Below are 11,773 nucleotides of genomic sequence, written 5' to 3'. Positions count from 1 at the left end.
ATCGAGGCTACCGGCGCCGCCCTGTCGGCGGGGTCGTTTAGGGTGGTCACTCGTGACGGAGGACGAACGGGCGGCGGAACAGGAGCACTTCGGCAGCTTCGCCGCCGAGCACCTGTCGCCCGCGTTCCCGCAGCGCGCCCCCTGGGGCACGGCGCAGAACCTCCGCGCCTGGCAGGCCGAAGCCCTCGAGGCCTACTTCGGCGCCGACGGACCGGAGGGCATCGGCCGCGGCCCGCGCGACTTCCTCGCCGCGGCGACTCCCGGCGCCGGTAAGACGACGTTCGCGCTGCGTCTCGCGTCCGAGCTGCTGCGCCGCGGTGTCATCGAGCGCATCATCGTCGTCGCGCCGACCGAGCACCTGAAGACCCAGTGGGCGGATGCCGCAGCGCGCGTCGGCATCCGGCTCGACCCGCGCTTCAGCAACCGCCAGCGCACGCATGCCCGCCAGTACCACGGGGTCGCGGTGACGTACGCGCAGGTGGCGGTCAAGGCATCCGTGCATCGCTTCCTCGCCGATGAGAAGCGCACACTCGTCGTGCTGGACGAAGTGCACCACGGCGGCGACGCGCTCAGCTGGGGCGAGGCGCTGCGGGAGGCGTTCGGCAGGGCCACGCGGCGGTTGCTCCTCTCGGGCACGCCGTTTCGCAGCGACACGGCGCCGATCCCGTTCGTCGAGTACCACCCGAACGAGAAGGGCATCCGCCTCTCGCGCACCGACTACAACTACGGGTACGGCCGCGCGCTGGCGGACGGCGTCGTGCGGCCGGTCCTGTTCCTCGTCTACGCCGGCAAGATGCGCTGGCGCACGAAGACGGGGGATGAGCTCGAGGCGCACCTCGGGCAGGACAACACGAAGGATGTGACGGCGCAGGCCTGGCGGACGGCGCTCGACCCCGAGGGGGACTGGATCCCCGCGGTGCTCTCGAGCGCCGATCGGCGCCTCACCGAGGTGCGTCAGGACGTCCCGGATGCCGGTGGGCTCGTCATCGCGACGGATCAGACCGCCGCGCGGGCGTATGCCGCGATCCTGCACCGGATCACGGGGGAGCCGCCCACCGTCGTCCTCTCCGACGACAAGGCGGCGTCCGGTCGCATCGAGCAGTTCGCGGGCGCGACGACACGCTGGATGGTCGCCGTCCGCATGGTCTCGGAGGGGGTCGACGTGCCCCGTCTCGCCGTCGGGGTGTACGCGACGAGCGCGTCGACGCCGCTCTTCTTCGCGCAGGCGATCGGCCGCTTCGTGCGAGCGCGTCGCCGGGGCGAGTCCGCATCCGTGTTCCTGCCCAACGTGCCGGTCCTGCTGGGGCTCGCCGGCGAGATGGAGCGGGAGCGGGACCACGCGCTCGATCGCGAGTCGGGCGACGACGACGGATTGGAGGACACGCTCCTCGCCGACGCGGAGCGCGAGGACAAGGCATCCGACGAGCTCGAACAAGAGTTCAGCTATCAAGCACTCGGGTCCGTCGCTCATTTCGACCGGGTGCTGTTCGACGGGCGGGAATTCGGCCAGCTCGCGGTACCGGGAACGCCGGAGGAGGAGGAGTTCCTGGGGCTTCCGGGCCTGCTCGAACCCGAGCACGTGCACGATCTGCTCATGCAGCGCCAAGCCCGGCAGAGCCGGCACCGGCGCGTCCGCGAGGCCCGAGAAGGAGCCGGAGCGGCACCTTCTGACGACGGCTCGGCGGTCGACCCCGGCCTCCCGCCCGCGCTCCACCGCACGCTGCGCGAACAGCGGCAGCTGCTCAACAGCCTCGTCGGGCTCTACGCGCGTCAGAGCGGAGAGGCGCACGGGCAGGTCCACGCGGAGCTTCGCCGCATCTGCGGCGGGCCGGAGGTCGCGCGGGCGACGGTCGCCCAGCTGCAGTCGCGCATCGAGGTGCTGCGCCGACGCGTGCATTCCTGAGCGCGCGTACACTCGCGCTCATGCGGCACGACTACCGCTTCGTCTCGCGTTGGCGGGTCCCGGCCTCGCGCGAGGCCGTCTGGTCGATGCTCGAGCGGTCGCTCGTTCCGGGGCGGCTCGCCTGGTGGCCGGCCGTACGCGTCCTGGCGGCGCCGCCGCATCCGCGCGCGGGGGATCGGCTCGCTCTCGAGGTGCGCAGCGTCTTCGGGTACCGCCTCCGCCTCGACCTGACGATTGTCGACGTCGCGCCGCCGCGGCGGCTGGTGGCCGTGAGCGCCGGCGACCTCGCCGGGCGCGGGTCTCTCGAGATCGCGCGCGACGAGCACGGCGCCGCGCTCATCTGGACGTGGGAGGTGGAGACCCGACGCGCATGGATGCGGATCACCGGACCGGTCTTACGGCCCGCGTTCGTCGTGGCACACACGCTCGTCATGCGTCGTGGTGAACGGGGCTTCCGGGGCGCCATCCGCTGAACTCACGCTTCGGATCCCCGAAATGCTGGCAATGTCGCGGAGGACGCCGGTCGCGCGGCGACGGCTCGTTACCGTGGATGAGTGACCATAGCCCCTGCCACCCCGACCCCGACGAGCGCCGATCGGCGGCGCTGGGCGCGCTACCTGTCCGACGAGCGCGCCGAGGCGCAGGTCTACCGCGACCTCGCCCGCCGCCGCGACGGCGAGGAGCGCGAGATCCTCCTGGCCCTCGCCGATGCCGAAGGCCGGCACGAGCAGCACTGGCTCGATCTCCTCGGCGCGGAGCCCGCGCGGCTGCCCGCACCGAGTCTCTCCTCCCGAAGCCTCGGCTGGATGGCGCGTCGGTTCGGATCCATCTTCGTGCTCGCGCTCGCGCAGAACGCGGAGGGCCGCTCGCCGTACGACACCGAGCCCTACGCCACCCCGCAGATGGCTGCCGACGAGAAGGTGCATCGCGAAGTCGTCCGCGGACTCGCCGCCCGCGGACGCCGCCGCCTGTCCGGCACGTTCCGCGCCGCCGTTTTCGGCGCGAACGACGGCCTCGTCTCGAATCTCGCACTCGTGATGGGCATCGGGGCGACGGGCGTCGCCCCCCAGTTCGTGCTGTTCAGCGGCGTCGCGGGCCTCCTCGCGGGCGCCCTGTCGATGGGCGCGGGGGAGTACGTGTCGGTGCGTTCGCAGCGGGAGCTGCTGGATGCCACCGAGCCGAGCGACTACGCCGACGCGTCCTACCCCGATCTCGACCTGGACGCGAACGAGCTTGCACTCGTCTACCGCACCCGCGGCATCCCCGAACCGGAAGCCGAGGAGCGGGCACGGCGCGTGCTGGAAGCGGCCCGCACTCCCGACGCGGATCCCGCGACCGGTCCGGTGCGCGTGGGCGGCGACCACGAGGTCGTGGGCAGCGCCCTCGGAGCCGCGGGCTCCAGCTTCCTCTTCTTCGCCTCGGGGGCCATCATCCCCGTCCTCCCGTGGATCTTCGGGCTCACCGGCTTCGCCGCCGTCGCGCTCGCGCTCGCGCTCGTGGGCATCGCGCTCGTCGCGACCGGGGCCATGGTGGGTCTCCTCTCCGGAGCGCCGCCGCTGCGTCGAGGGCTCCGCCAGCTCGCGATCGGCTTCGGCGCCGCCGCGGTGACGTACCTCCTCGGTCTTCTCTTCGGCGTCTCCGCAGGATGACGCGCCCGGGCGGGAGGCCGGATTCCGGGTTCGCCGCACGACGTGGTAATGTCGATCCTCGGTTGCGAAAGCACCGAAACCACCTCGCGCGGGTGGCGGAATAGGTAGACGCGCTAGCTTGAGGTGCTAGTGCCCGTATAGGGCGTGGGGGTTCAAGTCCCCCCTCGCGCACAGCAGGAAAAAGACCCTCGACCGGGAGTTTCGACTCCGGGTCGGGGGTCTTTCCGTTGAGATGACACCGTATGGCACGCGGCGGCGACGCATCGCGTGGCGGGGTAGCGTGATCCCCATGACATCCCCCGACGTCTCCCCGCTGCCGGAGGTCGCCCGCATCGCGCGCGATCTCATCCGGTTCGACACGACGAACTACGGCGAAGGCCGCGCCCACGGCGAGCGCGAGGCCGCCGAGTACGTCGGCGCGTACCTCGAGGCGCTCGGGCTCGAGGTCGAGTACTACGAGCCCGTCCCTCGGCGCACCAACGTCGTCGCGCGCGTCGCGGGTCGTGACCCCGGCAAACCTGCGCTGATCCTGCACGGGCACCTCGATGTCGTCCCCGCGGTCGCCGAGGACTGGAGCGTCGACCCCTTCGCCGGCGTCGTCAAGGACGGCATGCTGTGGGGGCGGGGCGCCGTCGACATGAAGGACATGGATGCCATGATCCTGGCCTCCGTCGCCGAGCTCCTCCGGGCGGGCGAGCGCCCGGAGCGCGACCTCATCGTCGTCTTCTTCGCCGACGAGGAGAACGGCGGCGTCGAGGGCTCTCAACTGGTCGTCCGCGATCGCCCGGAGTGGTTCGCGGGCGCGACCGAGGCCATCAGCGAGGTGGGCGGCTACTCGATCGGGGTGGGCGAGGGCCGCGCGTACCTGCTGCAGGTGGGGGAGAAGGCGCTCGTATGGATGCGCCTGCGCGCGCACGGCACGGCCGGTCACGGCAGCCGGTTCCACCCGGACAACGCCGTCACACGTCTCGCCGAAGCCGTCGCGGCCCTCGGACGCACGGTGTGGCCGATCGAGCTCACCGACACGACGCGCCAGACCGTCGCGGGCCTCGCCGCCCTCTGCGCGGGAAGCGACGGCACAGGCGTCGGCGGCACGAGCTGCGACGACGCGATCGACCCGGACGCGGTCGCCGACAGCACGGGACCCGCCGCCGGATTCCTCCGCTCGACGTTCCGCACGACGACCAACCCGACCGGTCTCACCGCGGGCTACAAGCACAACGTGATCCCGGATGCCGCCGCCGCGGCCATCGACGTGCGGACGCTCCCCGGGCAGGAGGACACGGTGCTCGCGGAGATCCAGCGCATCGTCGGCGACGACGTCGCGATCGAGATCGTGCACCGCGACATCGGGCTCGAGGTGCCGTTCGCGGGGGAGCTCGTGGATGCCATGGTGGGAGCCCTCGAGCGCCATGACCCCGGCATCCCTGTCATCCCCTACCTCATGGGCGGCGGCACCGACAACAAGGCACTCGCAGAGCTCGGCATCGCTGGCTACGGTTTCGCGCCGCTGCGCCTTCCGCGAGACCTGGACTTCACGGGTATGTTCCATGGAGTGGATGAGCGCGTCCCGATCGACGCGCTGGTGTTCGGCCAGCGCGTACTGGTCGATCTCCTCCGCACGTACTGACGTCCCGGTTCCCGACACCGACCCGCCCATCCGGAGAGGCATCCATGCTGTTCGACGCGATCATCCTCGGAATCGTGCAGGGACTCACCGAGTTCCTGCCGATCTCCTCGAGTGCGCACCTGCGCATCATCGGCGAGTTCCTCCCCTCCGCCGTCGACCCCGGCGCGACCTTCACCGCGATCACGCAGCTCGGCACCGAGCTCGCCGTGCTCGTGTACTTCTGGAAGAAGATCGTCCGGATCATCGGGCGCTGGTTCGGCTCGCTCACGGGGCGCGTGCCCCGGAACGACCCCGACGCCCGCATGGGATGGATCGTGATCATCGGCACGATCCCGATCGGCATCCTCGGATTCCTCTTCCAGGACGTCATCCGAGACACGTTCCGCAATCTCTGGCTCGTCGCGATCGTCCTCATCGTGTTCGGCCTCATCCTCGGCGCCGCCGACGCGCTCGGGCGCCGCACGCGCAACGAGGAGGAGCTGACCTACCCGCACGGGCTGGCTCTCGGACTCGCGCAGTCGCTGGCGCTCATCCCGGGCGTGTCCCGCTCGGGTGCGACGACCACGATGGGCCTCGCCCTCGGCTACACGCGCCCGGTCGCCGCCGAGGTCGCGTTCCTGCTGGCCGTCCCGGCCGTGTTCGGCAGCGGGCTGTACGAGCTCTACCACTCGATCAAGGACCCCGGCTCGTCAGTGTTCAGCGGCGCCGAGACGGCGATCGCGACCGTCATCGCCTTCGTCGTCGGCCTCGCCGTCATCGCGTTCCTCATGCAGTACCTCAAGCGCGGCAGCTTCCTGCCGTTCGTGATCTACCGCGTGGTGCTCGGCATCGTCCTCATCATCCTGCTGAGCCTCGGCGTGCTGCAGGCGTACTGAGCGCCCCGCGGCTACTGCCGACGAGGGCCGTCCGAATCGCGCCCGGCGGCGCCCGGCCCCTTGCCGTGTCCGTCGCCGCCGCGGCGGAGGTACCGTTCGAACTCCTGCGCGATCGCGTCGCCGGACGCCTCCGGCGAGTCCCACGTGTCACGGGTCTGCTCGAGCTGATGGATGTACTCCGTCATCTCCTCGTCGTCGGATGCCGCCGCATCGATCGACGCCTCCCACGCGAGCGACTGCGCGGGCAGTTCGCCGCGCGGGACGACCGCGCCGGTGAGCTCGCCGAGACGATCGAGGAGAGCGAGCGTCGCCTTGGGGGAGGGCGTGTGACCGGCGACGTAGTGCGGCACGCTCGCCCAGAGGGCGGCGCACGGGATGCCGGCGGCCTCAGCGGCGGTGGACAGCACCGTGAGGATGCCCGCCGGACCCTCGTAGGTGGGCTTCTCGAGCCCGAGCGCGGTCCGCAGCGCGTCGTTCTCGCTCCCGGCGAACACCGAGATCGGCCGCGTGTGCGGGACATCCGACATCATCGATCCGAGCGCGATGATGCCCGTGATGTCCTCGCGCAGCGCCGCATCGATGAGTTCGGCGACGAACGCCTGCCAGGCGCGCGCGGGCTCGTAGCCGCTCAGGAGCCACAGTCGTGCTCCGTCGGCCTCCTGCAGCGGGCGCCACAGCGTCGCATCGGGCCAGACGAGACTGCGTGAGCCGTCGGCATCCAGACGCACCTGGGGACGCGTGTACTGGTAATCGAAGTAGAGCTCGGGGTCGACCGCGAACACCTCGCGGTACTCACTCGACTCGCGGATGTGCGCGACGGCCGCCGATGCGGCTTCGCCCGCGTCGTTCCATCCGTCGAAGGCGACCACGAGAACCCGCTGACCCAGTTCGTCCACACCGCTCCTCATCGTCCGTGAACCGATCACCCTACGATACGCGCGGGCCGCGGGAAGCGGGCGGCGACGCCGTAGCATGGAACGATGTCTTCACCCGGCTCCGCCTCCGCGTCCGCGCCGCCTCTCACACCCCCGCCGCTCCCCGCCGCCGTGCTGTGGGACATGGACGGCACCCTCGTCGACACGGAGGGTTACTGGATGGATGCCGAGACCGCTCTCGTCGAGAGCTTCGGCGGCACCTGGACGCACGAGCAGGCGCTCACGCTCGTGGGGAGCGGCCTCGACCGCTCCGGCGAGATCCTTCAGGACGCGGGCGTGCGGATGGCCGTCCCCGACATCGTCGCGCATCTGACCCGGGTCGTCGCAGCGCGCCTGTCCACCGAGGGGAACCCGTTCCGGCCCGGCGCCGTGGAGCTGCTGCAGGACCTCCGTGCGGCTGGCGTCCGCACGGCGCTCGTCACGATGTCCTTGCGCGACATGGCGCTGACCGTCGCCGGGCAGATGGGGTTCGACGCCTTCGACCTCGTCGTCGCGGGCGACGACGTCACTCGCCCGAAGCCCTTCCCCGACCCCTATCTCCAGGCATGCACGGCGCTCGGCGTGGACCCCGACGACGCCGTCGCGATCGAGGACTCGCCGACCGGTGTACGTGCGGCGGCGGCCGCGGGTGTGACGACGATCGGCGTGCCGCTGATGGTGCCGCTCGACGGCGCCGGGGCGCACGTGCTGTGGCCGACGCTGGCAGGCCGCACGACCGACGACCTCAGCGCCGCGCATGCAGCACGCCGCACGAGCCGTCACGAGGTGCACGCGTGAACGCCGATCTGCGACCGAGCGGCCCCTTCCGCCTGGGGGACCGCGTGCAGCTGACCGGCCCGAAGGGCCGCCTGCACACCGTGACGCTGCGCGAGCACGGCGAACTGCACACGCACCACGGCGTGCTGAAGCACGAGCAGATCGTCGGTCAGCCCGACGGTTCGGTCCTGACGAACTCGGGTGGGCACGAGTACCTCGCGCTCCGGCCCCTTCTGCGCGACTTCGTCATGTCCATGCCGCGCGGCGCCGCGATCGTCTACCCGAAGGATGCCGCGCAGATCCTGGCATCCGCCGACATCTTCCCGGGCGCGACGGTCGTCGAGGCCGGCGTCGGCTCGGGCGCGCTGTCGCTGTGGCTGCTCCGCGCGATCGGCGCGGAAGGACACCTCGTCTCGTTCGAGCGGCGGGAGGAGTTCGCCCAGGTCGCGCAGGCCAACGTCGAGACGTTCCTCGGTCACGAGCCGGACACCTGGCGCGTCGTCGTCGGCGACCTCGTCGAGGAGCTGCCCACGGCCGTCGAGCCGGGCTCGGTCGATCGCGTCGTACTCGACATGCTGGCCCCGTGGGAGTGCATCGACGCCGTCGCCGACGTCCTGACGCCGGGCGGCGTGGTCCTCTGCTACGTCGCGACGGCGACGCAGCTGAGTCGCGTCGCCGAGTACATCCGCGGGACGGGACTGTTCACCGAGTCCGAGGCGACCGAGACGATGGTCCGCGGCTGGCACGTCGAGGGCCTCGCGGTGCGCCCCGACCACCGCATGGTCGCGCACACCGGCTTCCTCATCACGGCCCGCCGCCTCGCGCCCGGCGCCGTGCCCCCCGACGTCCGCAAGCGCGCGCTCAAGAAGCCGAGCTATGCGGATGCCGATGTCGAGGCGTGGACGCCCGGCGCCGTCGGGGACCGCGAGATCACCGACAAGAACCTGCGCAAGCGCGTCCGCGAGGCGCAGCGCGCCGTCGACGGGGCGAGGGTCGCGGCGGGGCAGGCGGATCAGGGCACCGGCGACGGGGTGGATGCCGCGCCGGACGTAGACTGATCCGGTGCTTCGGATCCCTGCCGTCATCGCCGTCCTCGGCTTGTCCGCCCTGACCCTCGCCGCATGCGCGTCCGCACCGGGTATCGCCTCGTGCGACCGCGTCGACTCCGACTCGTCGATCTTCGACGTCGTGCACGCGTCGGGCGGTTTCGGAACGCCCGAGACGACCCTGAACGCTCCCGTGAACGTCGACAAGACGACGTTCACGGATGAGACGGTCGGCGACGGGCGGCGCGTCACCTCCGACGCGCAGGACGTTTTCTTCAGCGTCTCGATCGTGGACGGCGCCTCGGGCAAGGCAGTGGCGGCGGGAAGCGGTCAGATCCAGTCGCTGACGGCGTGGCGCGAGAACTACGCCGGGCTGGCCGACGCGATGATGTGCGCGACAGAAGGCTCGCGGATCGTCGCCGCGATTCCTGCGTCGGGCCTCTCGGAGCAGGCCGCCCAGAGCTGGGGGATCGGCGCCGACCAGTCGATCGTCATGACGCTCGACCTGACGAAGGTCTACCTCGCCGCCGCCGACGGCGCGTCGCAGTACAACGACCGCCGCGGAATGCCCTCGGTGGTCCTCGCACCGGACGGCCGCCCCGGCGTCATCATCCCCGATGCCACGGCGCCGGCCGAGCTCACCGCCGAGACGCTGAAGAAGGGCACCGGCGCGGAGATCACCGCGAAGGACACGGTGCGCGTGCAGTACACCGCTGTCGACTGGACCACCCGCAAGGTCACCTCCTCGACGTGGGAGGACGGCGCCTCACAGGCAGTGACGACCGACTCGCAGCTGCCGTTCGCGGGACAGCTCCTCGGCGCCACCGTGGGTTCACAGCTGCTCGTCGTGGCACCCGCGGCATCCGCCGGAGCGGCGGCGACCGCGTACGTCGTCGACATCCTGGGGATCGATCCGGTGGCCGCGGCGGGCTGACGCGGACACGACGCGCTGTCGCCGCCGGCGGCGCCACCCCGGGGCATACAGCCGACGCCTAGGATGGGCGAGTGCCCACCGAGAGTCCGTCCCGCACCGCGCCCGAGGAGCGCCTCGTGAACCTCGTCGTCGCGCTGATGGCGACCGAATCCGGGCTCACCAAGGAGACGATCCTCGCGTCGGTCGCGGGGTACCGCGAGCAGGCAAGCGCCGGGGCTTCCAAGGACGCCCTCGAGAAGATGTTCGAGCGCGACAAGCAGACCCTCCGCGGCCTCGGCATCCAGGTGGAGACGATCGGCGACTACGCGGACCCCGACGATCTGCGCGAGGCGCGCTACCGGATCCCGACGGCGGAGTACGAACTCCCCGCGGACATCGAGTTCAGCCCCGCGGAGATCGCCGTCCTGAACCTCGCAGGAGGCGTGTGGAGTGAGAGCTCCATGTCGGCGGACGCCCGGAGCGGTCTCCGCAAGATCCGCGCGCTCGGGGGCGATGTCGATGCTCCCATCATCGGCTACTCGCCGCGGATCAATCTGCGTGAGGCGGCGTTCGTACCGCTGCAGAGCGCCATCGAGCAGGGGCGCGTCGTGATCTTCTCGTATCTGAAGGCGGGGGAGGATGCCGCGCAGCGGCGCCGCATCCGACCGCTCGCCCTCGTCGAATACGAAGCGCGCTGGCACGTGTACGGGTTCGACCTGGATCAGGGCGAGCCGCGGACGTTCCTGCTCGCGCGCATCACGTCGGACGTGGACGTCACGAAGACCGCGTTCGACCTCACGGAGCGCGACGGCGCCGGCGAACGCGCTCTCGCCGGGCTCGACGCCCTCGCGGCGCGCCAGCGCGCCCTCGTCGAGATCGCGCCGGGATCGGAGGCGGCGCTCCGGCTGAGCCGCCGCGCGCTGCCGGCGGGCCAGGGCTTCCACGTCCCGTACGTCGACGTCCACATCCTCGCCGACGAACTCGCCTCCTACGGTCCGGAGGTGCGCGTCGTCGAGCCCGAGACGCTCCGTGCCGAAGTCGTCGCACGGCTCGAGCGCGTCCTCGCACTGCACCAGCCCGGTGGGAGCGCCGCATGAACGCCCGCCCACTCCTCGCGACCGACCGCGCGGCGCTCATCCTGCAGCTCGTGCCCTACCTCATCGGCAAGGGCGAAGTGACCCTCGCGGAAGCGGCGGAGGACTTCGACGTCACGGTGGAGCAGATGCGCGCGATGGTCGAGAAGCTCACCGTCATCGGTCTGCCCGGCGACGGCGGCTTCTGGCAGATGGCCAACGACCTCTTCGACATCGACTGGGACCTGCTGGATCAGCAGGACGTCATCGTCATCACGAACTCGGTCGGACTCGAGCGCACGCCTCGGCTCAGTGCCCGGGAGGCGGCGGCCCTCCTCGCGGGTCTGCAGCTCGCGGCATCCCTGCCGGGTGTCGGCGACTCCGGCGTCGTGCACGGGCTTCTCGCCAAGCTCGCCCGTGGCGCATCCACGACGCCGGCGGACGTGATCGTCGCGCCGGAGGCCGTCGACGACGTGCGCGTCGCCGTCGCCGAGGCCGTCCGACGCGGTGTCGCCGTCTCATTCGGCTACCGCGCGCCGGACGCCCCCGAGACGATCCGCACCGTCGATCCCGTCAAGGTGCACATCGCGAACGGGCAGTGGTACCTGCAGGGCTGGTGCCACCTGCGAGAGGCCATGCGCACCTTCCACCTCGACCGCGTGTCGGACGTGCGGCTGACGGAGATCCCCATCGCTCACGCCGCCGACGCCGTTCCCGCGCTCTTCGAGCCGACCGAGACGGATGTCGCCGTCGACGTGCGCTATCGACCCGGCGCCGAACCGCTGCTCCACGACTTCGTCGTCGAGCCCGGAGGCGGCGCTCCCGCGGGCGCCCGCGATGCACGGACGGCGCGGATCCGCGTGGGCGATGCGCGCAGCCTCAAGCGGCTCGCGACCCGTCTCGGCGGCGAACTCGAGATCCTGGGGCCCACGGACGTCCGCGACGCGACGGCCCAATGGGCACGGGCAGCGCTCGAGCAGTATCGATGAGTGG

General features: G+C 71.4%; 11 protein-coding genes and 1 tRNA gene. 11 read left to right on the top strand and 1 reads right to left on the bottom strand.

Going from position 1 to position 11,773, the window contains the following annotated elements; all coding sequences use genetic code 11:
- Positions 1-52: 52 nt before the first annotated feature.
- The 6 genes from J0I43_RS08180 (at position 53) to J0I43_RS08155 (ending at position 6,057) form a co-directional block, all read left to right on the top strand.
- Positions 53-1,903 (top strand): DEAD/DEAH box helicase, encoded by a 1,851-nt coding sequence (locus J0I43_RS08180; RefSeq protein WP_292861744.1) that lies wholly within the window; start codon positions 53-55, stop codon positions 1,901-1,903.
- Between the two features lie 20 nt (positions 1,904-1,923).
- Positions 1,924-2,376, top strand: coding sequence for a hypothetical protein (locus J0I43_RS08175; RefSeq protein ID WP_292861741.1), 453 nt, complete (start codon positions 1,924-1,926; stop codon positions 2,374-2,376).
- A gap of 81 nt (positions 2,377-2,457) precedes the next feature.
- Complete coding sequence (locus J0I43_RS08170) at positions 2,458-3,552, top strand: VIT1/CCC1 family protein (protein WP_292861738.1); 1,095 nt, start codon at positions 2,458-2,460, stop codon at positions 3,550-3,552.
- An 86-nt stretch (positions 3,553-3,638) separates the two neighbouring features.
- Positions 3,639-3,723 (top strand) — tRNA-Leu (locus J0I43_RS08165).
- A 118-nt stretch (positions 3,724-3,841) separates the two neighbouring features.
- Complete coding sequence (locus J0I43_RS08160; RefSeq protein WP_292861735.1) at positions 3,842-5,182, top strand: M20/M25/M40 family metallo-hydrolase; 1,341 nt, start codon at positions 3,842-3,844, stop codon at positions 5,180-5,182.
- Between the two features lie 44 nt (positions 5,183-5,226).
- Complete coding sequence (locus tag J0I43_RS08155) at positions 5,227-6,057, top strand: undecaprenyl-diphosphate phosphatase (protein ID WP_292861732.1); 831 nt, start codon at positions 5,227-5,229, stop codon at positions 6,055-6,057.
- A gap of 11 nt (positions 6,058-6,068) precedes the next feature.
- On the opposite strand, the gene J0I43_RS08150 is transcribed toward J0I43_RS08155, so the two are convergent.
- Positions 6,069-6,953, bottom strand: a complete 885-nt coding sequence (locus J0I43_RS08150; protein ID WP_292861729.1) for a proteasome assembly chaperone family protein — start codon at positions 6,951-6,953, stop codon at positions 6,069-6,071.
- Between the two features lie 84 nt (positions 6,954-7,037).
- On the opposite strand from J0I43_RS08150, the gene J0I43_RS08145 reads away from it, so the two are divergent.
- From J0I43_RS08145 to J0I43_RS08125, 5 genes are all read left to right on the top strand, one after another.
- Positions 7,038-7,769 carry an HAD family hydrolase gene (locus tag J0I43_RS08145; RefSeq protein ID WP_367267548.1) on the top strand — a complete coding sequence of 244 codons (732 nt, stop codon included), beginning with the start codon at positions 7,038-7,040 and terminating at the stop codon, positions 7,767-7,769.
- Positions 7,766-8,806: a tRNA (adenine-N1)-methyltransferase gene (locus J0I43_RS08140; RefSeq protein ID WP_292861726.1), complete on the top strand. Its 1,041-nt coding sequence runs from the start codon at positions 7,766-7,768 to the stop codon at positions 8,804-8,806. The genes J0I43_RS08145 and J0I43_RS08140 overlap by 4 nt, the downstream gene beginning before the upstream one ends.
- 4 nt (positions 8,807-8,810) lie before the next feature.
- Positions 8,811-9,728 carry a peptidylprolyl isomerase gene (locus J0I43_RS08135; protein ID WP_292861723.1) on the top strand — a complete coding sequence of 306 codons (918 nt, stop codon included), beginning with the start codon at positions 8,811-8,813 and terminating at the stop codon, positions 9,726-9,728.
- Positions 9,729-9,799: 71 nt separating this feature from the next.
- Positions 9,800-10,804: a WYL domain-containing protein gene (locus J0I43_RS08130; RefSeq protein ID WP_292861720.1), complete on the top strand. Its 1,005-nt coding sequence runs from the start codon at positions 9,800-9,802 to the stop codon at positions 10,802-10,804.
- On the top strand, positions 10,801-11,769 hold the full coding sequence (locus J0I43_RS08125) for a YafY family protein (protein WP_292861717.1): 969 nt from the start codon (positions 10,801-10,803) through the stop codon (positions 11,767-11,769). The genes J0I43_RS08130 and J0I43_RS08125 overlap by 4 nt, the downstream gene beginning before the upstream one ends.
- The last annotated feature ends 4 nt before the right edge of the window (positions 11,770-11,773 follow it).

Origin of the sequence: Microbacterium sp., assembly GCF_017305435.1 — a bacterium.
GTDB lineage: Bacteria > Actinomycetota > Actinomycetes > Actinomycetales > Microbacteriaceae > Microbacterium.
This window is presented reverse-complemented; position numbering and strand designations above follow the sequence as displayed.